This window comes from Crossiella sp. SN42, from assembly GCF_023897065.1.
Lineage (GTDB): Bacteria > Actinomycetota > Actinomycetes > Mycobacteriales > Pseudonocardiaceae > Crossiella.
Map to the genome: position 1 here is coordinate 45941 of NZ_JAMHIV010000036.1, position 22145 is coordinate 68085.

The following is a 22145-nucleotide window of genomic DNA, read 5'->3' on the forward strand; positions in this document are numbered from 1 at the left end:
CCCCGGCCAGGGTCACCTGGCGCACGTGCGAGACTCCACCCCGTGACCGAGGAGCCCGAGGCGTTGTGCCGCCAGGCCGCGGCCTACCTGGCGAACAACAAACCCAAGCGCGCCCTCCACGCCGCCGAGCGGGCCACCGAACTTGCCCCGGACGCGGAAGCGCCGCACCGGCTCCGCGGCATCGCGCTCACCGAGCTGGGCAGGCACGCCGAGGCGGTGGCCGCCGCGCGGGAAGCCGTCCGGCTGGCGCCGGGGGACTGGCGGGGACAGGTCGCGCTCGCCGAGGCGCTCGGCGCGGGCGGGGCGATGCTCGACCCACAGCGGCCCGAAGGCCACCAGGCGGTGGCCGCGGCCCGCCGCGCGGTGGAGCTGGCCCCGGCCGAACCGCGCTGCTTCGAGGTGCTCGGCGACATCGCGCTGCGCGCCACCCGCTGGGACATCACCGAACAGGCCTACCTGGCCGCGCTCCGCCTGGACCCCGGCAACAAGCACGCCAAGCTGAACCTGGACCTGGTGCGCAAGAGCGCCAAGAACGCCCGGCCAACCGGTCGGCCAGGCGAGCCGGGGGCCGGTTCGAGGGCGGGGGCTGGGCCAGCACCGGGGGCCGGGCCAGCTGCCGGGACGGCCCCGGGCACCGCCCACCGTCCGCAGACCCGCGCCGGATCGGCGGGCGATGGCCAGCTGCCCACCGGCGAACCCCCGCCGCCCCCCGCGGACGCCGTGGCCCGCCTGCTCTGGCCCACCGCCCGCACCCTCACCCTGGTGCTCAGCCTCGGCTCGCTGGCCTTGGTCATCGCCGGACTGCCGCAACCCGGACCCGGCCACGTCTGGCTGGGCGTGCTGCTGCTGGCCGCCACCGCGGTGCTGGCCGCGCTGCCGCTGCGCCGCCTGCCCGCCACGGTCCGGCCCAGGCTGGTCCGCATCCTGGCCGGCCGCCCCCGCCTCGGCCTGACCACCCTGCTGCTCGGCTTCGGCACGCTCTGCCTGCTCGCCTGGACCGCCATCTCGCTGTTCCAGCCCGGCGACATCCAGCTGCCCGTGCTCACCTGCCTCAGCACCGCCGTGGCCGCGGTGCTGGCCAGACTGCGCCGTGGCTAGGCGCGCGCCGGCTCGTCCTTCTTCGAGAAGCTGACCAGGCCGTCGATCACCACGATCAGCGTCCAAATGATCAACGGGCTGTGCAGGGCCTGGGTGCGGGCCGGGTCGCCGGTGAGCAGGATCGCGCCGCCCATCAGCGCGGCCAGCACCAGGTACATCCGCAGCAGCCGGAACCAGGCCGCGCGCTCCCGCCGCGAGCGCGGCCATGCCTGCTCCGGGTCGGTGAACTCCGGCACCGGCTCACCGCGCTTGCGGGCGTAGCGGGCCTGGAACTTCCGGTCCAGCTTGCCGATGTGCCGCTTGCCGTAGGCGATGGAGTAGCCGAGGTAGATCGCCGCCAGCGAGTGCGCCAGGTTCGCGGTGCCACCGCCGAGCAGGTCCCAGGTCGCCACCGCCAGCAAGACCACGTCGACCACCGGTGTCAACAGCAGAATTAGCGTCGACACTCTTGGCCACTGCAGTGCGTAGCGCACCAGCAAACCGGTGAACAGAATCACCCAAAACGCGATTTCGCAGGCGATGATGACGAAGTACAACACAAGGCACGATTCAAACAGGTTGCTGATCCGCGCTCTACCTGCACAGACCCGACTCGTCCCCGGACGGCCTAGCAGAAGACCTGAGTACCACCTGGAGGTAAGCCTCCAGAATGATTTCTGGCCACTCGGCTGGACATCGCCGGGCCCACGTGCGATCGTTCGCCGAGTTGGGCTGCCCGGCATTGTCCCCCAGCGGTACCGGTCGCCCACGCTCTGCGCAGCCCCGGCTGACCTGCCTCCAACGCAGGTCACCCGGGGCTTTCGCGTTGTTTACTGACACTTTCCTGACAGTTGCGTGAATTCCTTTTCTCTGTGCAGCTGTACGAGAACAAATGAGCGGCCGACGTTTCTTTGACATTGCTTTGACATTGGCCGAAGTTGGCCTCGGCTGTGCTGCGCGTATTACTGCTGTCACACAGCGTTAATGCCTTTGAAAATCTTGATGCGCGCCCTGCTCCGTTCGCCCCAACTTTTGGAAGTGCCCTCCACCGCGCCCACTCGGCTCGTTAGGCTGGCAATCGATCCATCTGGGGTGTGTCTGTCAGTGGCCGGAACTGAGTGCGCGTCGTCGCGCCCGCCGGCTGCCCCGGTAGCAAGGGGATCTCGATGATCCCGGCGGCGAGTGGCGACGTCGATACTGGCGATGGATGTGGGAAGCGGGAGAGCGGCAGTGGATCCTGTGGCAGCGAAGTTGGTGACGGCTGACTCGGTGCGTTCGGTGGGCGAGGTCGAACAGGACGCGCTCCGGGTGGCGGCGGTGTTGCGCAGCCGGGGTGTGGCGCCCGGCGACCGGGTGGTGCTCAAGGCGGACAACTCGGCGGGCTATGTCACCGCGCTGCTCGCGCTGGTGCACCTGGACGTCTCGATCGTGCTGGTGGACCACCGGCAGACCCCGGAGGAGACCCTTCGGTTCGCGGGGCTGGCTCGGGCACGGTGGGCAGTGCTCCAGCCGGCCCTGCCCACCGCCGAGGTGGGCACGCTGCTGCTCGACGAGCTGATCGCCGAGGCCGCCAACGGCCAGGACGTGCTCGGCTCGCTCTCCTTCGTGGACTGGTTCTCCCGCTCCGACGCGCTGATCGCCTGGTCCTCGGGCACCACCGGCGAGCCCAAGGGCATCGTCCGCTCGGGCCGCTCCTTCCTGGGCAACATCGAGCGCACCCAGCAGCGGATGAACTACACCGAGGCCGACGTCCTCATGCCGCTGCTGCCCTTCTCCCACCAGTACGGGCTCTCGCTCGTGCTGCTGTGGTGGGTGGCCCGCTGCTCCTTCGTGGTCGCGCCCTACACCCGCCTGGACCACGCGGTCGACATGGCGGGCCGCTACGGCGTCAGCGTGGTGGACGCGACCCCCGCGACCTACCACACCATGCTCAACCTGCTCCGCCGCCGGCCGGAGTTCGCCACCGGGCTGCGCGGGGTGCGGATGTGGTGCGTGGGCGGCGCGCCGCTGGACCGCGCGCTGGCCGACAAGTTCATCGCGGCCACCGGCCAGCCCCTGCTGGACGGCTACGGCAGCACCGAGCTGGGCAACATCGCGCTGGCCGCCCCGGACAACCCGGTCGGCTGCGGCAAGCCACTGGACGGCGTCGACCTGCAGATCATCAACGACAACGGGGTCACCGCCGCGCCCGGCGAGATCGGCGAGATCCTGGTCCGCTCCAGCGGCCTCATGCAGGGCTACCTGGCCGCCGACGGCAGCGTCACGCCGCGGGAGAACGACACCTACCGCACCAACGACATCGGCTACCGGGACGCCGAGGGCAACCTCTACGTGGTCGGCCGCAAGTTCGCCGTGCACCGGATGGGCCACACGCTCTACCCGGAGGCCCTGGCCCGCAAGGCCGAGGTGGTGGGCGCACCGATCAAGGTGGTCGCGCTGGACGACCCGCGCCGCGGCAGCCAGCTGGTGTTCGTGGTCGCCGACCCCGAGCTGCGCGAGGCCCGGCACTGGCGCGAGCTGATCTGCGCCGAGCTGCCGCCCTTCGAGCAGCCCAACCAGGTGCTGGTGCTGCCCGAGTTCCCGCTCAACGCCAACGGCAAGCCCGACCCCCGGCAGCTGGAGCAGCTCGTGCTGGAAGCCCTGCCCGGCGCCAAGGACCGGGTGACCCGGACCACCGAGCCCGAGCCGGTCCCCGACCTGTCCGCGCTGCACTACCCGGAGCGGGTCCAGGCGCTCACCGCGGTGCTGGACTTCCTGCGCACCAACCCGCAGCAGGTCATCGACGTGCTCACCGAGATCTCCAACCACAAGGCGGTGCTGGAGGAGATCGAGGCGACCATCAGCGCGCTGGAGGGCGCGGTCGAGGAGGTCTCGACCTACCGGCCGGGCCAGGTGGACAAGATGGCCGTGTTCATGTCCTCCAACGTGCTGCTCTACTCCTACGCGCTGTACATGCTGATCCCGTCGCTGTACACCGACGAGATCATCTTCCGGCCGTCCAGCCAGGTCGCGGGCACCACCAAGCGCGTGCACGAGCTGCTGGCCCCGGTGCACAATCTGGAGTCGATCGAGCTGACCACGTTGAGCCAGCGCCAGTTCGTCGAGGTCCCGGTGGCCGAGGCGGACGTGCTGGTCTTCACCGGCGCGTACCAGAACGCCGAGCTGGTCCGCTCCGAGCTGCGCGATGACCAGATGCTGCTGTTCTTCGGCCAGGGCGTGAACCCGTTCATCGTCGCCCCCGGCGCGGACATCGACCTGGCGGTCACCGACGCGCTGCGCATCCGCATGGTCAACTCCGGCCAGGACTGCTTCGGCCCGGATGTGTTCATGGTCAACGCCGCCGAGGCGGAACGGTTCACCGACCAGCTGGTCAAGCGGGTGGCCGACCTGCGCTACGGCAGCTACACCGACCCCGAAGCGGACTATTCTTCCCTCTGCTACGACACCGCGCTAGAGGCGGCGGCGGACTACCTGCGAACCAACAGAGAACACATCGTGCAGGGCGGCCGGGTGGACTTCCGGTCGCGGCATGTGGAGCCCACGGTGCTCGTGCGCAGGTACAACAAGAAGATGCCCATCGAGGAGACGTTCTCGCCCATCTTCAACGTGGTGGTCTACGAGAACGCGCAGCAGCTCAAGTCGTTCATCAACTCGCCGCTGGTCAACGAGCGGGCCATGGCCGCGATGATCTACGGCGAGGACCAGGCGGCGACCGAGCTGCTGGCCAAGCGGCACGCGGTGTGCGCCAACATGACGATCTTCGAGGTGGAGAACGGCAACAAGCCGTTCGGCGGACACGGCGTGGCCGCCAACTACGTCGCCTACCAGGGAGAGCGGCACGCCGAGCCGATCCTGATCTCCAAGGCGGTCGCCGAGCACCTCCCCGCAGCCAAGCAGAGCAGGATGGCCAACGCATGACCGAGCAGACCTACCAGGGCGCCTGGAACGCCGCTGTCGACTTCCTCACCGCGGCGGGGGTCGAGACGATCTTCGGCCTGCCCGGTGACGACCTCGGCATGCTGCGCGCCCTGGAGCCCACCGACCGGCGCATGGTGCTGTGCCGGGACCAGCGCAACGCGGTGTTCATGGCCACCGGGTACGCGCTGCAGTCCGGCAAGCCCGGCATCGCGGTCATCGGCAAGGGCCCGGCCGTGGCCAACGCGGTCACCGGCCTGCTGGAGGCGCACTGCTCGGCCGCGCCGGTGGTGGTGCTGGCCGGCGGCACCAGCGTGGAACAGCGCGGCAGCAACGCCTTCCAGGAGCTGGACCAGCTCGCGCTGGTGGCCCCGCTGACCAAGTGGGCGCACCGGGTGGACCACCCGGACCGGGTGGCCGCCGCGCTGGAGAAGGCGCTGCTGATCGCCACCTCCGGCCAGCCCGGCCCGGTGTACCTGGAGTTCCCGGACCACCTGCTCAAGGAAGAGATCCCGCGCACCCGCCCGTGGAACACCCTGGCCGACGTGGCCAGGGCCGACCACGCCCCCGGCGCGGCCGAGGGCGCCGCGCTCGAGGCGATCAAGGCGGCCAAGCGGCCGCTGATCCTGGTCGGCGGCGGCATGCGGCACCGCAACGCCGACCGCCTGGTCGAGCGCCTGGCCGAGACCATCGGCGCCGGGATCTACAGCACGGCCACCGGACGCTCCACTGTGGACGAGAGCCACGCCCAGTTCTGCGGCCTGGCCGGGCTGTACTCGCCGCAGCAGACCGCCGAGCTGTGGAGCGGCGCGGACCTGCTGATCACGCTGGGCTCCCGCCTTGAGGAGACCGCCACCTTCGGCTGGGAGGGCATCGGCTCCACGGTGCCGGTGGTGCAGGTCAACATCGACGCCGCCGGGCTGTCCGTGGAGTTCGCCGGTCCCAAGGTGATCGGCGACGGCGCGGGCACCGTGGCGGCCTGGCTGACCGCGCTGGCCGGGCACACCCCGGACGCCGACTGGGTGGCCACCATCTCCCGCTGCCGCGCCGCCACGGCCGCCGCCGCGCAGGACCGGCTGAAGATCTTCGGCGAGGACGGCTACACCCACGTGGCCGAGGTGCTCGCGGCCATCGACGCGGTGGCCCCGGCCTCCCGGATCCTGGTGCAGGAGAACGGGTTGCAGGACATGTGGTCCTACATCTACCCGTACTACTCCACCGGCGCGCAGGGCGGCTCGGTGGTCCCCTCCGAGCAGACCACGCTGGGCTTCGGCGCGGCCGCGGCCGCCGGGGTCAAGATCGCCGCGCCGGACCGCCCGGTGATCGCCTTCGTCGGCGACGGCGCGTTCAACCTGTTCCGCAGCGACCTGGAAACCCTCGGCCGGGAAGGCATCGGGGTGGTCTACGTGGTGCTGCGCAACGGCGGCTACGGCTGGCTGCAGTCCCAGCTGGACCAGCACGGCCTGCCCGCCGAGCGCTACCCGTTCGTCTCCAGCGAGCTGGCCGCCGCCGCGCACGCCACCCCGCCGAAGGTCGAGCAGGTCGTGATCACCGACAAGGCGACGCTCACCGACGCGCTCGGCCAGGCGGTGACCGCCTCACTGGAGGGCCGGGTCACCGTGGTGCACGTGCCGGTCGAGCTCTCCGACGCCCCGCCCGGGATCAGCGACCTTGAGGGCGACTTCCCCGGCGGCAACGAGAAGCACTAGGACACGCCCTAGCCGCGCAGGTACGCCTCTCCTCTCGGGGAGAGGCGGTAGCCGACCTCAAGGCTCTCGGTCAGCCCGAGCTCCTTGAGCTTGCGCACGTCGTTCTTGAACGGCACCGTGTCCCGGCCGATCCGGGCGGCCAGCTCAGCCGCCCGGACGCCGGGACACTCCGCGATCAGCCCGAGCACCACGGCCGTCCACGGCCCGTGCTTGGCCCGGCTGTCCATTCCGGACAGCTTCCGCGCGATCGCTGCTCTGTCCACTTCGGACAGTTCAGCCTGCTCGCGCAACAAGACCCGCGGGTCGGCGCCGCCCAACCGCAGCTCGACCCGGTACAGCGTGCCGCCTTCGCCCTTCCGCAGGCTGCGCAACAGCGTCGCGCGGTCGGCGAACCCGGCTCGCACCGCCTCGTCCTCGCCGACCTCCTCGACCGGTTCCACCGCGAGGATCTCCACCAGCCCCGCCGCGGTGCGCAGCACGGTGCCCGCGCGCACGCTCGGCCGCCGCCAGCGCCGGAACGCCAGGGTGACCGCCCCGGTGGCGATGCCGTCCAGGGCGGCGCTGGTGAACAGCATCAGTCCTGGTCCAGCTCTCCCAGCAGGCGCTCGATCTGCCCGGTCAGCCGGTTGCCGTCGGCCGGGCTCATCGTGGTCCACGGCGTGCCGTCGGACCCCCGGTGCTCCTCCATCAGGTAGCGCCCGGCCGGGGTGTCGTAGAAGGCCACCACGTGGTCGGCCCGGTTGCGCCGCCCGAGCCGGTCGGTCACGGTCGCCCCGAACTGACCGCTCTGCTCGGCGCCCTCGATCATGGTCGCCACGCTCTGCGCGTCGGCGGCGCTGATCCCGTTGTCGCGCAAGGCTTCCGCGAACGCCTTGACCGAGGTGCCGACATCCCGCGCGGCGGTGTCGATCACCGAGCTGGGCAGCGAGATCGAGTGGCCCAGCCCGGCCTTGCGCGCGGGCAGCAGCCCCACCACCGCCCTGGCCAGCCCGCCGGGGTAGATCGGCCGCAGGCTCAGCTCGTCCTCGCTGAGCACCGCCAGCACCGCGTCCTCCCCGGCGCTGACGGCCAGCGCCCGCACCTCCCGGCCCAGCCACAGCCGCGCGTCCACCGCGCGGGCGGGCTTGGCCAGCAGGGTCAGCGCGTCCACCAGTTCCGGCCGCACCCCGCCGTTGCTGACCAACTCGTTGCGGTGCAGCTCGTCCCAGGCCTCGTTGACCGCCTCGGTGCGCTCGTGTTCTTCGTAGCCGCGCGGGTTCACGTGCAGCACGATCGGCATCTCGGTCAGCCGCAGCTTCTCCCACAGCACCTGGTACGCCGAGGCGGAGAGCCGGAACTCCGGCGCGGCAGAGGTTTCCAGCATCGCCTACTCCTGGTGCTCGCCGATGACCGGCGGCGCGACCAGCCGATCGTCGACGAAGATCTCGTCGGAGTCGAGCACGTACTGGTTCTCGTGCTCCTCGTCCTCCTCGCCGGGTCGCGCCGCCCCGGCAGGCGCCGCCTGCTGCATGAACTGCCCGGTCCGCCCGGCACCCGGCGACCCGGTCCGCGAGGCGGGCACCTGCGGCGAGCCACCAACCCCGGCCGCCCCACCCCGCCCAACCTGGTTCCCGGTCCCAGTCCCGGCCCCAGCACCGCCACCACTGCCGCTGCCGCCGCCGAACCCACCACCGACAAAGCCGCCGCCGAACCCGCCGCCGAACCCGCCCCCGCTGGTCCCGCCACCGCCCCCGGTCGGCCCGAAGTTCCCCGGCACGTTCGCCGCCCCCTGCGTCGGCACCGGCGAGTACTGGCTCGGCGTCACCGCCGCCACCCTGGTCGGATCCTCGGTCCCGCCGGGCCGGTCACCCACCGGCCGATCACCCACTGGCCGGTCACCCGTCGGCTGGTCCGGCCGCTGTGGATCCCGCGGCTCCTGCGGTTGCGGCCCAACAGGATCGGTCCCATCCCGGCCGCTGCCAACCCCACCGGGATAGCTCTGGTCGTCACCCCCGCCACCACCACGCCGGGTCGGCGCCCCAATCGGCCGTCGCCCGCCACCAGGCCCCGGCGGCGGCGGAGTGACCTGCTGGTCCACCGCCACCAGCGGCGGCTCGGCGATCGTCGGCAAGGCCCGCACGTTGGCGCTGGAAGAGGTCGAGTAGGTCGACATCACCTGTGCGGCCCGGATGTGCGCCTCCTTGGCCGCCTCTTCCTCCTCCTGCCGATCGGTCTTGACCCCGAAGAAGTTCTTGACCCCCTTGACCGGCGCCCAGTCCTCCCCGGACTTCACCTCCACCGGCTTCGGCATCGCCGTCTTGGCCGCACTGAACGCATCCGCCTGCGAACCGGTCGCCTTGCCCGCGTTCTCCACCGCGGTCCTGGCCAGCTCCAGCCACGGCCCCAGCCCACCGATCGCGGCCTGCGCGTTGTCCGCCGCCTGCCCCTGCCAGACCCCGCCGAGCTTGCTCAACCCGGTCTTGAGGTCGTTGACGGCGTCGAAGAACCCCTGCGCCAGCTCCTTGTGGAACCGCTTGGCCGGTTCCGCGGTGGCCGGCCCCCGGCCCTGCTGCAGATCGTCGTAGAGCTTCTGGTGCGGAACGGCCATCCAGTTCCGGCACACGTCCAACGAGTTCATCATGCCCTTCCCCCTGTCACTTCTTCACCAACGTGGCCAACGCGTTCTCCGCCACCTGAGCCGCCCGCTTGCACAGCTCCTCCCGGCCCAACGGCTGCTTGCGACCGTTCTCCGCGTAGTGCGACCGCAGCACCTGCCCGTCAGCCACATCCACGTGCACCGCGCAGAACTGGTTGCCGGGTGCCAGCGGCGTCCACGCCTCGTAGGCGAGGTAGCCCGAGACGGTCAGTTCGCGTACCTCGCCGTTGACCCGGCCGGGGGCGAACCGCTCGATGCCCTGCTTGGTGATCGGCACCAGGAAGAAGCTGATGCGGTCCTGGCCCGCGGTGAAGAAGCAGTCATCGGCGTCAAAAGTGGTGCTGCGCCCGGCTTTCGGCGGGGTGTCGATGCCGAAGGCAGCCTGCTGCTGCGCGGACAACAGGTCGCAGGCCTTGACGGCGGACAGGTCGAGGTCGCGCGGCCGGGCAGGCTTGGCCGGTGCGCTGCTGGTGGTCGGCTGGGCCGTGGCCGTGGTGGTCGGCGCGGCGTTGCCACCACCACACCCGGCCAAGCCGAGTGCGAGCATTCCCGCGGTGACAGCGACGACGATGCGGCGATGCGGCACGCGGATCTCCCTAGAACTTCGTCTTGTTGCTGTCATCGGTCAGCCGGTACTGCTGCTGCACCGCGGTGAGTTGGTCGATGATCGTGTTGAGCCGGTCGCGGAAGGCGGTGATCGCCGCGGCGACGGAACCCGTGCTCTGCAGGTTGCGCGTGTTGAACTCGTGCGCGACGTCCCTGCTGACGTCGTCGTTGCCCATCGGCTCGATCTGCAGATCCGCGCCGGCACGTCCAGCGAGGTCGTTCATCCGGTCCCTGGTCTCCCGGTACAGCTGGATCGCGGCCGGGACCTGGGCCAGGTCGATCTTCATGCCGTCCACCGAGACGCTGCCTTGTGGTGCCACTTTCAACTACCCCCTGAGATCAGCTCATCTCAGATCGTAGCCGCGGCAAACGACCCTCACCGGCCTGTTCAGCCTGCTCGGGCGACTCCACTCGTTCGGGTGACGTGCAACTACTTAGCGCTGGTCAGGGTCCCTACCGCGGCCTCGGCGACCTTGGTGGCGCGCTGGCAGACCTCGTCCTTGGCGAGGGGCTTGTCGCGGCCTTCCTCGTTGTAGGCGGCGGTGAGCACGCGGTTCGGGGCGGCGTCCAAGTGCACGGTGCAGAACTGCTCGCCCGCGGGCTGGTCGGTGCGGATCCGGAAGCCGGGGAAACCGGCCACGGTGACCGGGTCGGCCTGGCCGGTGGCCTTGCCGGGGCCGAACTCGGCGATGCCGCGGTCGCCGACCAGGACCACCGACAGGCTCACCTTCTCCTTGTGGCTGACGAAAACACAGCTGGGGGCGTTGAAGGTGGGGCTGGTGCCGTCCTCGGCTGGCTGGTCCACGCCGAGCTCGGTCTGCTGCGGCTGGGACAGCAGCGCGCAGGGCTTGACGTTGTCGAAGGCCAGTTCGCGCGGGCGGGCCGGGGAGTTGTTCGGGCCGGGGTCCGCGGTGGAGCTGCCGCAACCCGCCAGGCCTAGGGCGAGAGCGGCGATCGTCGCGGCGACGAGCGGGCGGCTGGCGAACACGGCGGGCACGGGGGTCTCCTGGCGCTTGCGCGGTCCGGTCCGGATCCGGACCCTGCGTGCCGCGCAGATTACCGAACGTGTGCTGGGGCAGCGTCCGCGGGCGGGGCGCTCAGGTGTGCTTCACCGTGACGTCGCCGCGGTCGGAGCCCACCTCGATGCGCGGGCCGGGCCCGTTCGGCACCTCGACGGTGGCCTTGCCCAGACGCTCCTTGACCTTCGTGGTCACCTGGTACGACCGGCCGCCCGGCACGGTCACGGTGACCTCGCCGCCCTCGGTGTGCGCGGCCAGCCGGTCGAACTCGCCGGTGGCGCCCACCACGACCTCGCCGAGCTTGGTCCTGGCCTCGATCTCCTTGGCCGCCACCGCGTTCAGCGTGATGCTGCCGGTCTTGTTGACCACCTTCACGGTGACGCCGCCCGGCAGCGCGATGTCCCAGTCCACCGCGCAGTCGCCGCCCGCGCCCGCGCAGGTGCCGGTCAGCCGCAGGGTGCCGCCCTCCTTGACCACCTCGGCCTGGGACTTGCGGGTGGTCTGCTGGGTGAGCTCCCGCTTCACCACCAGCCGGTCGCCGCCGGTGATCTTGATGGTGCCGACCAGGTTGGTCAGGTCGATCGCGGTGATCTCGGGGCCGAACTCGTCGGACTGGCTCTCCACCGTCTCGGTGACCTTGTTGACCACGGCGCAACCGCCGGCGGCGATGGCGACGGATCCGGCGAGCACGACACCCGCGAGGCGTGCGGGAAGCTTCACTGTCAACGCTCTTCTCTCCACTGCGGGGATGAGGGACCGGGTCCCGTTGTCCAAGCTGTCGGCCAAGGTGTACCCAGCGGCGCGGCGGTCGTCGACGCGCGGCGGCACAAATCGGTCTGACGGTTGACCCCCGGGACGCCGGTGTCGTCCGCGGGGGAGCGCGGCATCCGCATCAAGGCGGGCGGCCCGTAGTGTGCTGGGACGATGAGCGGACTGACCTCAGTGGCGCGGCCCCTGCCTCGCCCGGACGCCACCCGGATGCTGATCGGCCTGAGCTACGCCGGCGGCGGCACCGCGCCACTGCGGCCATGGGCGCGGGCACTGCCGGCCGACACCGAGCTGGTGCTGATCTGCTACCCGGGTCGGGAACGCCGGTTCACCGAGCCGATGCCGGCCGACTTCGCGGACCTGGTCGCCGACGTGGTGACCGCGGTGCGCGCGGTGGCCCGGCTGCCGTACGTGCTCGCCGGCCACAGCATGGGCGCGCTGGTCGCCTTCGAGACCGCGGTCCGCCTGGCGGACACGGCGGAAGCGCCAACCGCGCTGGTCGTCTCCGGCCACCACGCCCCGCCGTACCTGCGCTTCACCGGCGACACCGGCCCGGTGGCCCGGCACGCCGACGCCGAACTGCTGGCCTGGATCCGGGAGTACGGCACGCTGCCGGAGGAGATCCTGGCCGACGAGGACCTGGCCCAGGTGGTGCTGTCGGCGTTCCGCGCGGACCTGGCCCTGCACGGCACCTACCGCTACAAGCCAGGAACCACGGTCAACATCCCGGTCCAGGCCCTGATCGGCGCCCAGGACCCGGTGACCCTGGCGGGCGCACGCCGCTGGCAGGAGATGACCACCGGCGACTTCAGGGTGGACGAGCTTCCCGGCGCGCACTTCTACACGCCGGAGGTGTGGCAGCAGCTGCCCCGGCACATGGCCGCCGTCACCGGCGCGAACTTGGCCTGAGACAAAGAAAAGGGACGGTCCACGCAGGACCGTCCCTTACTTGCGGCTCGCGAAGCTCAACCGCCCGCCGCTTGTTGTGAAAGAGGCGTGCGCGTCAGCGACACGGCGGGTCCGTCACCCGCGACGCGAAAGATCCCGCGGGTGGAGCGCCCCACTCTCACTCCTCGTCGCCGCCGAAGAAGTCGCCCACCTCGTCGATCATCTCCGCCGCGACAAAACCGCCGACCACGCCGGCGGCACCGGCCGCGACCATGCCGCCCATGCCCATTCCGCCACCGCCGCGGCGGTGGTCGTCGTGGTCGCCGTAGTGCCGCTGGTGGCCGCCGCCGTGGCCGTAGCCCTGCTGGTGGCCGTAACCCGGCTGCTGGCCGTAGTGCTGGGCCATCCGGCCCGCGGCCTGGCCCAGCCAGCCGTCGATGTGCGCGGCCCAGTCGGTGCGCTCGGCTTCCTGGTGGCTGAGGTGGAAGCGGCCGAAGGCGTCGCCGCCGCTGCGGAACAGGCCGCCGCGCTTGTCGGCTTCCAGGACCACGGCGAGTTCGCCGGGGCTGGCCACGAAGGTGAGCTCGACCTCGTTGATCCGGCCCGCGTACTGGCTCGGCGGGAAGAACTCGATCTCCTGGTAGAACGGCAGCTCCTGGCGCACGCCGTGCAGGTGACCGCGTTCGACGTCGGCGTTCTTGAACTGGAAACCGAGGCGGCCGAAGGCGTTCAGCACGGCGTCCTGGGAGGGCAGCGGGTGCACGTGCACCGCGTCCAGGTCGCCCTTGTCCACGGCCTTGGCCACGGACAGCTCGGTGCGCACGCCCACCGACATGCCGCGCAGCGGCGCGCCGCCGACCAGGGTCACCGGGGTCTCCCACGGCACCGGGAGCTGGAACGGGATGCTGCGCTGCTCGCCTTCGCGCAGCCGGAACCGGCCGGCCACCGCGACCCGGAAGAACTCGACCACGGCGTTGTGCTCGCTGTCCCCGTGCTCGACCTCCATCCGGGTCACCAGGGACAGTGTCACGTGTTCGATGTCGACATCGGCGCTGCCGCCCGCGAGGCGGACCTCACCGGAGAGCTGCCCGCCCGGCCGGCAGTTCGGGTCGTGGAGCACCGTGTCCACGGTCGGCCCGCCAACGCCGAAAGCCTGGAGCATCCGCTTGAACACCAGTAACCGTCCTTATTCCCTGTGAGGATTGTGTTGCCCAGCGTAAGGCCAACGAACGGGACGAAGAACGCGTTCCCGGCTTCGGTGGTTCACTGGAGAGTTCGGCGCTCGTTCACCTCGCGCCAGCGCAGCAGCAGCGCGTAGGCGACCAGGAAGAGCACGCCCGCGTTGCACAGGTGCCACAGGAAGTGGGTGCCGATGACGAACTGGCCGCACACCGGGCCGTCCACCGTGCGCAGGAACAGCGAGACCGCGAACAGCCCCGCGGTCAGGCTGAACCACTTCCGGTAGGGCCGCAGCGACGGGTCCCGGTGCAGGCCGAGGGCGACCGCGAAGACGATCATGGTGATCAGCGCGGGCAGGTACTGGCCGCCGCCCCCGCCGACCAGCCTGCCGAGGGTGAGCGAGATGAGCTGGCCGATGACCAGGTAGGCGGGCACGCCGAGCCAGGCCCACTTCCAGTCCAGGCCCCAGAACCAGTGCAGGAAGCAGACCACGTAGAAGTGAATGAACAGCGCGATGAAGCCGACGTCCAGCAGCACCGACCAGCCGTTGGCGAAGGTGTGGAAGGCCAGGCTGCCCAGGCCGATCAGCAGCAGCAGCGCGGCCAGTGTGTGCAGGCTGGCCGGTGCGGACCGGCGGCGCATCAGCCACCACAGGACGAACGCGGCGATGATGAACCCGGCGTTGCTGACCGCGTTGAGCGGTTCGCCCCACAGACCGGGCGCCACGCGTTCGCAGTAGTTGTCCAGCGGGGCGTTCCAGTCCACGCGCTCACCCTGGCAGGCGCGCGCGTGGCCCACAACATCACAAGCAGGAGTAAACCGCCGGTACCAGCCGCTGCCATCGGGGGTCCGCGCCGTGCAAGGTGGTGATCGTGCGGCTCGGCGTGAACCCGAAGCCCAGCCTGGCGTCCGGATCGGCGAACCCGAGCGCGCCGCCCGCGCCGGGATGCCCGAAGGCCCGCGGACCGGGGGAGAACGGCCTGAGCTCGCCGGGGAGCATGAATCCGAGGCTGAACCTGGTGTGCCCCAGCAGCACCGCGTCCCGGCCCGCTGAGCGCTCCTCGACCGCGCCGGGCAGGTCCTGGCAGGCCAGAGCGCCGTAGAGCTCGGCGAGCGCGCGGGCGTTGCCGTGGCCGTTGGCGGCCGGGATCTCCGCCTGCCGCCAGCGCGGGTCGGCCACCAGATCGGGGGTCAGCAGATCGGGCGGGTTGACGAAGGCGAGCGCGGCCATCGACGTGCGGTCGCCCAGCGCGGCCAGCAGCTCGCGGCCGGGCCGGCCGGGGCCGGGCGGGACCAGCGGCGCGGCGGTGATCGGCGCGGCGCGGTGGGCCTGCGCGAGCGGCAGGCCGATGTGCAGGTCGAGGCCGAGCTGTGCGACCAGCTCGCGCGGGGTGCGGCCGGAGACCCGGCGCAGCACCTCGCCGACCAGCCAGCCCCAGGTCACCGGGTGGTAGCCGTGCGCGGTGCCCGGCTCCCACCAGGGCTGTTCAGCGGCCAGCGCGGCGGTCAGGTGCGCCCAGTCGAACAGCGCGCCCGGCGGCTGGGCAGCGCGCAGTGCGGGCAGTCCGGCGCGGTGCGCGAGCAGGTCGGCGACCGTGGCCGGCGCGGTGAACTCCGGCCAGTACCGGGTCACCGGCGCTTCGGGGTCCAACTGCCCGCGCTCGATGAGCCGGTGCGCGCACACCGCGAGCACGCCCTTGGTCACCGAGAACAGGTTCACCACGGTGGCCCGCTGCCAGGGCCCGCCCCACAGGTCGACCACGGTGCGACCGGCCACCCGGACCGACACCGCCGCGCCCGAGTCCTCACCTGCGGCGAACCCGGCCGCGAAGGCCTCCCGGACCGCGGCGAAGGCGGGATCGCAGTGGCCGTTGACCGTAAGCTCCACGCAACTAGTCAACCACAGTTGCGCAACCATGGTTTCGTAAATTCGGAGGGACCGCCGTGCTCGACCCGGCCGACGATCTTGTGCTGCTGTTCACCGCGCTGTCCGCGGCCGCCGACGCGGAGGTGCGCCGCCGGGTGGAGGCGGCCGGGTTCACCGGGCTGCGGCAGGCGCACGGCTACCTGTTCCAGCACCTCATCCCCGGTCCGGCCCGGATCTCCGAGCTGGCGGCCAAGCTCGGCATGACCCCGCAGGGGGTGTCCAAGACGGTGACCGAGCTGGCGCGTCTGGGATACGCGCGGCGCAGCGTGGACGAGGGCGACCAGCGGGGCCGGGTGGTCGAGCTGACCGAGCGGGGACTCGGCGCGGTCGAGGCGGCCCGCACCGCGCGAGCTGATCTTCGGGCCCACTACCAGGAGGTTCTCGGCCCGGCCGCGGCCGAGGCGGTGCTGTCCGGGTTGCGCAGGCTGGCGGTGCGGACCGGGGCGCTGGCTGAGCTGACCGCGCGCCGGTTGCGGCCCATACACGGGACCTGACCCTCCGTGGTTACCCAGTGGTATCTGTCACCAAACTTCGCCCTTTGAACCCCTAAAGCTTGCTTCCCGTTATCGCAGGTGGTTACCGTCCCGGCCGAACGTCACGGTTCGGTCACGCGAGACAACCTGTGGTGGACCCCGAATCCGCCACAGACCCGGATCCCCCGCCGGGTGTCTCGACCGGGCTCCCCGAGACGGAAGGGCAACGAGTCTGTGGCTCGACATAGAGCCCGCGCCACCACCCCGAAGTGGCGCGGAAGCACGATGGCGGCTGCCGCCGCATTGACCACGACGGTCGTGGTGGGCAGCCCATTCCAGTTGATGACCTCCTCGACCTCGGAGGCCAACCCCGAGCCGGCCGACCTGCAGGCGAACTTCGCCGGGGTCGCCCGATCGGCCCCGGAGGTCCTGCCGAGGGCGGTGACCACCGACCCCGGCATCGAACTGGCCAAGCTGGCCAAGGCCGAGCGGATCGCCGACGAGCGCCAGTCCGCCCAGAAGGCCGAGGCGGAGAAGGTCGAAGCCGAGAAGGCCAAGGCCGAGGCGGAGAAGGCGGAGGCCGAGAAGGTCGCCGCCGAGGCGGCCAAGCGGGCCGCGGCCGCGGCGGCCAAGTCCGCCAGCAAGCCCGGCGGCGAGTTCGTCCGGCCCGCCGAGGGCCGGTTCACCTCGAACTTCGGCATGCGCGGCGGCACCATGCACTACGGCGTGGACATCGCCAACTCGATCGGCACCCCGATCCTGTCCGCCGCCGACGGCACCGTGGTCGAGTCCGGCCCGGCCAGCGGCTTCGGCCTGTGGGTGCGGGTGCAGCACAACGACGGCACGATCACCGTCTACGGCCACATCAACGCCTCCATGGTCCGCGCGGGCCAGAAGGTGCAGGCCGGGCAGCAGATCGCGACCATGGGCAACCGCGGCCAGTCCAGCGGACCGCACCTGCACTTCGAGGTGTGGGCGCCAGGCGGCAAAAAGGTGAACCCCGGCACCTGGTTGGCCGAACGGGGCATTCGCCTCTAACCCCGATAGCGGCTGGTGAGAGCCCCTGGGTTCGTAGCAGTCTCGGACCATGATCCGGGTGGGCGGTGGACGTGCGCGGCATCGCGCGCGTCCACTGTCCGACGCCCAGGCCGAGCAGCTGGTCGCGGTGATCGCCACCGCCGAGTGGAAGCGCCTGGTGCGCCGCCGCGTCATCGAGCTGGCCGGTCAGCAGCTGTGGACCTCGTTCCAGTTCGGCCTGCGCCCGGCCAGCTGCCGCCGCCTGGCCCGGCAGTCCCGCAGGCTGCTCTCGCCCAACGTGTTCCGCCGGGCCGCGGCCAGGGCGGGCGGGTTCCTGCCCGGCCGGTGGTCGGTGGAGCGCAAGATCGCCAACCGGGTGCGCCGCGGCTGCCGGCTGCCCGGCGAGCAGGGCAGGCTGGCCACCGCGCGGGCGCTCCAGGTGCTCGGCGTCTACGCCTGCGTCCGCATGCAGCGGCCGCCCGCGGAGTGTCAGTGCCTCAACGACCTCACCAAGGAGCTGTCCCCGCAGGGCCTCACCCGCAGCCTGCGTGAGGCGCTGACCCGGGTCTAGCGATTACCGGGTAAGGTTGTTGTTACCGAGGGTATGTCGCGCGGAGGCAATCAAGCTGACGCCGCCTTGGGCGCACCACGATTCCCGGTCGGCATTCGCTGGCCGGAGGCGGGAGCGCCGGGATGAGTTCGGAACCACGTATGGCCGCCGGCAAAGAGCCGGTTTGCCTAGCCTGCCCGCACGCCTGGCACGACCACGACCAGATCGCCGCGCGGTACTGCGCGGCGTCCGCGAGCAGCGGACTCAACCGAGGTTGTGTCTGCCCGGGTTAGGAGAACTCCCCATGACCACCACCATTACCCCCATGTCCCGCTACGACCGCCGGATCGAACTGGTCAAGAACACGCTGCGGGAAAATTCCAAGCTCAGCGAGAAGGACGCCACCGCGCTGGCCGCACACGTGCTGCACGCGATGGACCATATCGCCGAGACCGTCCGCTGAGCGCGGCCCGGCTCAACCTCGGCGTGCTGGCGCGCTCAACCAAGGAAAACGAGCGCAGGCTGCCGATCCACCCCGCTCACCTGCGGCTGATCGATGCCGCGCTCCGGGAGAACATCTTCCTGGAGCGCGGCTACGGCGCCGGTTTCGGCATCTCCGACGAGGAGCTCGCACCCCACGTCGGCGGGCTGCGCTCGCGGGAGTGGCTGCTCGCCGAGTGCGAGGGGATCCTGCACCTCAAGCCGATGCCGACGGACGTCGCCGCGCTGAGCGAGGGCCAGCTGCTGTGGGGCTGGCCGCACTGCGTGCAGAACGCCGAGATCACCCAGCTCGCGGTGGACCGGAAGCTGACCCTGATCGCCTTCGAGGCGATGAACCACTGGACCGCCGACGGCGGGTTCAGCTTGCACGTCTTCCACAAGAACAACGAGCTGGCCGGCTACTGCTCGGTGCTGCACGCCATGCAGCTCGTGGGCAGCACCGGGGACTACGGCAGGCGGTTGCGAGCGGTGGTGATCGGCTTCGGCGCCACCGCGCGCGGGGCGGTGACCGCGCTCAACGCGCACGGCGTGCACGAGGTGACCGTGCTGACCGGCCGTGGGGTCACCGCGGTCGGCTCACCGATCCACTCCGCGCGGATCAAGCACCTGGAGCACAACGGCGATCCGCAGAGCAGCCACGTGCTGGCCGACCAGGGCCGGGTGCCGCTGGCGGAGTTCCTCGGCGAGCACGACATCATCGTCAACTGCGTGCTGCAGCGCACCGACGCGCCGCTGACCTTCCTGACCGAGGCGGACCTGCCCGCCCTGACCCCTGGCACCCTTGTCGTGGACGTCTCCTGCGACGAGGGCATGGGGTTCAGCTGGGCCCGGCCGACCACGTTCACCGAGCCCATGTTCACCGTGGGCGACAACATCCACTACTACGGCGTCGACCACAGCCCCTCGCACCTGTGGAACTCGGCCACCTGGGAGATCAGCCAGGCGGTGCTGCCGCACCTGGCGACCGTGCTCGACGGCCCGGAGGCCTGGGAGGGCGACGACATCCTGCGGCGCGCCACCGAGATCCGCGACGGCGTGATCCAGAACCCGGACATCCTGTCCTTCCAGCACCGGTCGGCGGACTACCCGCACCTCGTCCTGCCCGGCGTCGCTTAGAGCCGTCCGGCCGCGATGATGCGGCTGAGGAACTGCCGGGTGCGGGGCTCGACCGGATCGCCGAGCACCTGCTCCGGCGGGCCCTGTTCCAGCAGCACGCCGCCGTCGAGGAAGCAGACCCGGTCGGCGACCTGTTTGGCGAAGCCCATCTCGTGCGTGGCCATCAGCAGCGTGCGGCCCTGCCCGGCGAGCTCGCGCACCAGGGAGAGCACCTCGCCGACCAGTTCCGGGTCGAGGGCGCTGGTGATCTCATCCAGCAGCAGCAGGCGCGGCTCGTAGGCCAGGGCGCGGGCGATGGCCACCCGCTGCTGCTGGCCGCCGGAGAGCCGGTCCGGGTAGCTGCTCGCCTTGTCCGCCAGGCCGACCCTGGCCAGCAGCGCCAGCGCCTGCTCCTCGGCCTGTCCCCGGTCGACCTTGTGCACGACCCTGGGCGCCAGGGTGACGTTGTCCAGCACGGACAGGTGCGGGAACAGGTTGAACGCCTGGAACACCACGCCCATCCGCCGCCTGGCCACATCCGGGTCGGTGCGCGGGTGCGAGATGTCCTCGCCGTCGAGCAGGATCTGCCCGTCGTCCAGCTCCTCCAACAGGTTCACGCAGCGCAGCAGGGTGGACTTGCCGGAGCCGGAGGCGCCGATCAGCACCACCACCTCGTGCTCGGCCACGTCCAGGTCGACCCCGCCGAGCACCGGGTTCCCGTGGTAGCGCTTGACGAGGTTGCGCACCCGGAGCACGGGTTCGCTCATGCCACACCTCCGCCGGACTGCCGGCGCGCCGCCCGCGCGCTCGCCCAGTCGGCCAGTCGGCCGGACGGCACCGCCAGCAGCACGAACAGCAGCCCGGCGAGCACGTACGGGGTGAAGTTGTAGGCGGTGGCCGAGGAGATCTGCGCCGCGCGCACCGCGTCCACCGCGCCCAGCACCGAGATCAGGCCGCAGTCCTTCTGCAGCGCCACGAAGTCGTTGAGCAGCGGCGGCAGCACCCGGCGCACCGCCTGCGGCAGCACCACGATCCGCATGGTCTGGGCGTGGGTGAGCCCGATCGAGCGGGCCGAGGCGCGCTGCGAGGGGTGCACCGAGTCGATGCCGGCCCGGAAGACCTCGGCCACGTAGGCGGAGTAGACCAGCACCAGCGCGATCGAGCCCAGGATCACCGGCTCGTTCGGGATGCCGGTCAGCCGCAGTCCGGGCAGGCCGAAGCCGACCAGGTACAGCACGATGATCAGCGGCAGACCGCGGAAGAGGTCCACGTAGCCGGTGGCCAGCGCGCGCAGCGGGAACCACACCGGGCCGCGCAGCGTGCGCAGCGCGGCCACCGCCAGGCCCAGCGCCAGGATCAGCACCTCGCAGACCACCAGCACCCTGACGTTGAGCCACAGCCCGTCCAGCACCGTGGGCAGCGCCTTGACCGCGGCCTCGTAGTTGAAGAACGAGTCGCGCACCCGTGGCCAGCCCGGCGCGCTGGTGATGGTCAGCCAGGCCGCCACCGCGAAGACCACTGTGGACAGCAAAGCGACCACAGTGGACTTGCGGCGGCGGGATCGCTGGTACGCCAGGCGTTCCCGCTGGATCGAGCTGGGTTCCACTGTGGTCACGAGAGCTCCGGCGCCTTGCCGGCCGCGGCCAGCCACTCCTGCTCCAGCTTGGCCAGCGTGCCGTCCGCGCGCAGCGCCTCCACCGCCTTGGTGAAGCAGCCGGTGAGCGCGCTGCCCTTGTCCAGCACCGCGCCGAACTGCTCCGGCTTGCCGCCGCCCGCGGGCAGCTGGCCGACGATGACCGCCTCGGAGATCTCCGCCGAGGTGATGTAGAACGCGGTCGGCAGGTCCACCACCAGCGCCTGGATCTGGTTGTTGCGCAGGGCCTGCTTGGCGTCGTCGTTGGTGTTGTAGACCGAGGCCTGCTTCTTCGGCTTGACCTGGTTGGTCACCGCGTCGTAGCTGGTGGTGCCGACCTGGGCGCCCACGGTGAACCCGGCCAGCTCGGCCACCGACTTCGCGGTCGCCGCCGGGGACTCCTTCAGCGCCACCACGGCCTGGCGCACGGTGTAGTACGGGGCGGAGAAGTCCACCGCGTTGCGCCGCTCGTCGGTGATGGAGAACTGGTTCAGGTCCGCGTCGAAGGTCTTCGGGCCGGGCTGGATGGCCGCGTTGAACGGCACCCGCACCCAGCTGACCTCCTCCTTGGCGAAGCCGAGCTTGCCAGCCACGGCGTAGGCCACCGCGGACTCGAAGCCCTTGCCGTTGGCCGGGTCGTTGCCGGTGAACCACGGCTCGTAGGCGGGCTCGTCGGTGCCGAAGGTGAGCTTGCCCGCGGCCACCGTCTTCAGTGAGCCCTTGGCGCAGTCCGAGGGACCGCTGGCCCCCGGTGATCCGCCCTGGTCAGCCGGGGCGCAGGCGGTGGCGGCCACGGCGAGGGCCAGTGTGGCGGCGAGGAGGGAAACGCGCATGCGCGCATCTAACCGCAGCGCCGCCGGGAACCGGAGCAGCCATGCGTTCGTTCCAATGGGCGGACACGTTTCCGGCGATTCGGACATGGCTCGTTCGGGTAGACCGGGAACACCCGACCGCTGAACTTGAGGAGTTGAGATGGCCGGTCTGTTCTCCAAGCTCGCCCGGTTCGCTTCCAGCCCGAAGGGCCAACGACTGATCCACCAGGCCCGCACGCAGGCGTCCAAGCCGAAGAACCGGGCCAAGCTCCAGCGCCTGCTCGCCCGCCTGACCGGCCGCGGCCGGGGTGGCGGTGGCGGTCACTACCGGCCCTGACCGT

The 22145-nt window shown here is 71.2% G+C and carries 25 protein-coding genes; 11 read left to right on the forward strand and 14 right to left on the reverse strand.

All coding sequences use genetic code 11. The features are described 5' to 3' along the window. The first annotated feature begins 42 nt into the window (after positions 1-42). Positions 43-1098, forward strand: a complete 1056-nt coding sequence (locus tag M8C13_RS35055; RefSeq protein WP_252485084.1) for a tetratricopeptide repeat protein — start codon at positions 43-45, stop codon at positions 1096-1098. Here the strand turns inward: M8C13_RS35055 and M8C13_RS35060 are convergent. Continuing rightward, positions 1095-1544, reverse strand: coding sequence for a hypothetical protein (locus M8C13_RS35060; RefSeq protein WP_252485085.1), 450 nt, complete (start codon positions 1542-1544; stop codon positions 1095-1097). The genes M8C13_RS35055 and M8C13_RS35060 overlap by 4 nt on opposite strands. Positions 1545-2280: 736 nt before the next feature. Between M8C13_RS35060 and M8C13_RS35065 the strand changes: the two genes are divergently transcribed. Next, complete coding sequence (locus M8C13_RS35065; protein ID WP_256510219.1) at positions 2281-4995, forward strand: aldehyde dehydrogenase family protein; 2715 nt, start codon at positions 2281-2283, stop codon at positions 4993-4995. Beyond that, complete coding sequence (locus M8C13_RS35070; RefSeq protein ID WP_252485087.1) at positions 4992-6701, forward strand: thiamine pyrophosphate-binding protein; 1710 nt, start codon at positions 4992-4994, stop codon at positions 6699-6701. Before M8C13_RS35065 ends, M8C13_RS35070 begins: the two co-directional genes overlap by 4 nt. A gap of 8 nt (positions 6702-6709) precedes the next feature. Here the strand turns inward: M8C13_RS35070 and M8C13_RS35075 are convergent, their stop codons facing one another. The 7 genes from M8C13_RS35075 to M8C13_RS35105 form a co-directional block, all read right to left on the reverse strand. Continuing rightward, positions 6710-7276, reverse strand: coding sequence for a hypothetical protein (locus tag M8C13_RS35075; protein WP_252485088.1), 567 nt, complete (start codon positions 7274-7276; stop codon positions 6710-6712). Then, on the reverse strand, positions 7276-8064 hold the full coding sequence (locus M8C13_RS35080) for an ESX secretion-associated protein EspG (protein WP_252485089.1): 789 nt from the start codon (positions 8062-8064) through the stop codon (positions 7276-7278). The genes M8C13_RS35075 and M8C13_RS35080 overlap by 1 nt, the downstream gene beginning before the upstream one ends. 3 nt (positions 8065-8067) lie before the next feature. Beyond that, on the reverse strand, positions 8068-9321 hold the full coding sequence (locus tag M8C13_RS45175; RefSeq protein ID WP_305884038.1) for a WXG100 family type VII secretion target: 1254 nt from the start codon (positions 9319-9321) through the stop codon (positions 8068-8070). 13 nt (positions 9322-9334) lie between these two features. After that, complete coding sequence (locus M8C13_RS35090; protein WP_252485090.1) at positions 9335-9922, reverse strand: DUF3558 domain-containing protein; 588 nt, start codon at positions 9920-9922, stop codon at positions 9335-9337. Positions 9923-9932: 10 nt separating this feature from the next. Then, positions 9933-10262, reverse strand: a complete 330-nt coding sequence (locus tag M8C13_RS35095; RefSeq protein WP_252485091.1) for a hypothetical protein — start codon at positions 10260-10262, stop codon at positions 9933-9935. A gap of 110 nt (positions 10263-10372) precedes the next feature. After that, positions 10373-10939, reverse strand: a complete 567-nt coding sequence (locus M8C13_RS35100) for a DUF3558 domain-containing protein (RefSeq protein ID WP_252485092.1) — start codon at positions 10937-10939, stop codon at positions 10373-10375. Between the two features lie 100 nt (positions 10940-11039). Continuing rightward, positions 11040-11681, reverse strand: a complete 642-nt coding sequence (locus M8C13_RS35105) for a hypothetical protein (RefSeq protein ID WP_252485093.1) — start codon at positions 11679-11681, stop codon at positions 11040-11042. Between the two features lie 204 nt (positions 11682-11885). On the opposite strand from M8C13_RS35105, the gene M8C13_RS35110 reads away from it, so the two are divergent. Beyond that, positions 11886-12638, forward strand: coding sequence for a thioesterase II family protein (locus M8C13_RS35110; RefSeq protein WP_252485094.1), 753 nt, complete (start codon positions 11886-11888; stop codon positions 12636-12638). Between the two features lie 157 nt (positions 12639-12795). Here the strand turns inward: M8C13_RS35110 and M8C13_RS35115 are convergent, their stop codons facing one another. The 3 genes from M8C13_RS35115 to M8C13_RS35125 form a co-directional block, all read right to left on the reverse strand. Further along, a complete protein-coding gene (locus M8C13_RS35115; RefSeq protein ID WP_252485095.1) occupies positions 12796-13791 on the reverse strand; it encodes a sporulation protein in 996 nt (331 codons plus the stop codon). Positions 13792-13880: 89 nt separating this feature from the next. Then, positions 13881-14561: a hypothetical protein gene (locus tag M8C13_RS35120; RefSeq protein ID WP_252485096.1), complete on the reverse strand. Its 681-nt coding sequence runs from the start codon at positions 14559-14561 to the stop codon at positions 13881-13883. Between the two features lie 37 nt (positions 14562-14598). Then, entirely contained in the window at positions 14599-15684 is a 1086-nt protein-coding gene (locus tag M8C13_RS35125) for a serine hydrolase domain-containing protein (protein WP_252485097.1), read from the reverse strand. Between the two features lie 56 nt (positions 15685-15740). Here M8C13_RS35125 and M8C13_RS35130 point away from each other — a divergent pair, with 56 nt between their 5' ends. The 6 genes from M8C13_RS35130 (at position 15741) to M8C13_RS35155 (ending at position 19380) form a co-directional block, all read left to right on the forward strand. Further along, a complete protein-coding gene (locus M8C13_RS35130) occupies positions 15741-16217 on the forward strand; it encodes a MarR family winged helix-turn-helix transcriptional regulator (RefSeq protein ID WP_252485098.1) in 477 nt (158 codons plus the stop codon). A 321-nt stretch (positions 16218-16538) separates the two neighbouring features. Continuing rightward, positions 16539-17234, forward strand: a complete 696-nt coding sequence (locus tag M8C13_RS35135) for a M23 family metallopeptidase (RefSeq protein WP_252485099.1) — start codon at positions 16539-16541, stop codon at positions 17232-17234. Positions 17235-17283: 49 nt separating this feature from the next. Then, complete coding sequence (locus M8C13_RS35140; RefSeq protein ID WP_252485100.1) at positions 17284-17784, forward strand: hypothetical protein; 501 nt, start codon at positions 17284-17286, stop codon at positions 17782-17784. A 140-nt stretch (positions 17785-17924) separates the two neighbouring features. Then, positions 17925-18056 carry an RGCVC family protein gene (locus M8C13_RS35145; RefSeq protein WP_252485144.1) on the forward strand — a complete coding sequence of 44 codons (132 nt, stop codon included), beginning with the start codon at positions 17925-17927 and terminating at the stop codon, positions 18054-18056. An 11-nt stretch (positions 18057-18067) separates the two neighbouring features. Further along, positions 18068-18226: a DUF6307 family protein gene (locus tag M8C13_RS35150; RefSeq protein ID WP_252485101.1), complete on the forward strand. Its 159-nt coding sequence runs from the start codon at positions 18068-18070 to the stop codon at positions 18224-18226. Between the two features lie 23 nt (positions 18227-18249). Continuing rightward, positions 18250-19380 (forward strand): N(5)-(carboxyethyl)ornithine synthase, encoded by a 1131-nt coding sequence (locus M8C13_RS35155; RefSeq protein WP_252485102.1) that lies wholly within the window; start codon positions 18250-18252, stop codon positions 19378-19380. Here M8C13_RS35155 and M8C13_RS35160 read toward each other — a convergent pair. Genes M8C13_RS35160 through M8C13_RS35170 form a run of 3 tightly spaced genes read right to left on the reverse strand, consistent with a single transcriptional unit; the run spans position 19377 to position 21825 of the window. Next, entirely contained in the window at positions 19377-20126 is a 750-nt protein-coding gene (locus M8C13_RS35160) for an amino acid ABC transporter ATP-binding protein (protein WP_252485103.1), read from the reverse strand. The genes M8C13_RS35155 and M8C13_RS35160 overlap by 4 nt on opposite strands. Then, complete coding sequence (locus tag M8C13_RS35165; RefSeq protein ID WP_252485104.1) at positions 20123-20974, reverse strand: amino acid ABC transporter permease; 852 nt, start codon at positions 20972-20974, stop codon at positions 20123-20125. Before M8C13_RS35165 ends, M8C13_RS35160 begins: the two co-directional genes overlap by 4 nt. Then, complete coding sequence (locus M8C13_RS35170; protein ID WP_252485105.1) at positions 20971-21825, reverse strand: ABC transporter substrate-binding protein; 855 nt, start codon at positions 21823-21825, stop codon at positions 20971-20973. The genes M8C13_RS35165 and M8C13_RS35170 overlap by 4 nt, the downstream gene beginning before the upstream one ends. Positions 21826-21964: 139 nt before the next feature. On the opposite strand from M8C13_RS35170, the gene M8C13_RS35175 reads away from it, so the two are divergent. Next, the gene (locus tag M8C13_RS35175) at positions 21965-22141 is read left to right on the forward strand and encodes a hypothetical protein (RefSeq protein WP_252485106.1); all 177 of its coding nucleotides are present in this window, start codon (positions 21965-21967) and stop codon (positions 22139-22141) included. The last annotated feature ends 4 nt before the right edge of the window (positions 22142-22145 follow it).

Bases quoted from the DNA above. Each gene is read 5' to 3' on its own strand.
- M8C13_RS35065 (WP_256510219.1), top strand. From the start codon at position 2,281: ATGGATGTGGGAAGCGGGAGAGCGGCAGTGGATCCTGTGGCAGCGAAG.
- M8C13_RS35070 (WP_252485087.1), top strand. From the start codon at position 4,992: ATGACCGAGCAGACCTACCAGGGCGCCTGGAACGCCGCTGTCGACTTC.
- M8C13_RS35075 (WP_252485088.1), bottom strand. From the start codon at position 7,276: ATGCTGTTCACCAGCGCCGCCCTGGACGGCATCGCCACCGGGGCGGTC.
- M8C13_RS35080 (WP_252485089.1), bottom strand. From the start codon at position 8,064: ATGCTGGAAACCTCTGCCGCGCCGGAGTTCCGGCTCTCCGCCTCGGCG.
- M8C13_RS45175 (WP_305884038.1), bottom strand. From the start codon at position 9,321: ATGATGAACTCGTTGGACGTGTGCCGGAACTGGATGGCCGTTCCGCAC.
- M8C13_RS35110 (WP_252485094.1), top strand. From the start codon at position 11,886: ATGAGCGGACTGACCTCAGTGGCGCGGCCCCTGCCTCGCCCGGACGCC.
- M8C13_RS35135 (WP_252485099.1), top strand. From the start codon at position 16,539: ATGACCTCCTCGACCTCGGAGGCCAACCCCGAGCCGGCCGACCTGCAG.
- M8C13_RS35140 (WP_252485100.1), top strand. From the start codon at position 17,284: ATGATCCGGGTGGGCGGTGGACGTGCGCGGCATCGCGCGCGTCCACTG.
- M8C13_RS35145 (WP_252485144.1), top strand. From the start codon at position 17,925: ATGGCCGCCGGCAAAGAGCCGGTTTGCCTAGCCTGCCCGCACGCCTGG.
- M8C13_RS35150 (WP_252485101.1), top strand. From the start codon at position 18,068: ATGACCACCACCATTACCCCCATGTCCCGCTACGACCGCCGGATCGAA.
- M8C13_RS35160 (WP_252485103.1), bottom strand. From the start codon at position 20,126: ATGAGCGAACCCGTGCTCCGGGTGCGCAACCTCGTCAAGCGCTACCAC.
- M8C13_RS35170 (WP_252485105.1), bottom strand. From the start codon at position 21,825: ATGCGCGTTTCCCTCCTCGCCGCCACACTGGCCCTCGCCGTGGCCGCC.
- M8C13_RS35175 (WP_252485106.1), top strand. From the start codon at position 21,965: ATGGCCGGTCTGTTCTCCAAGCTCGCCCGGTTCGCTTCCAGCCCGAAG.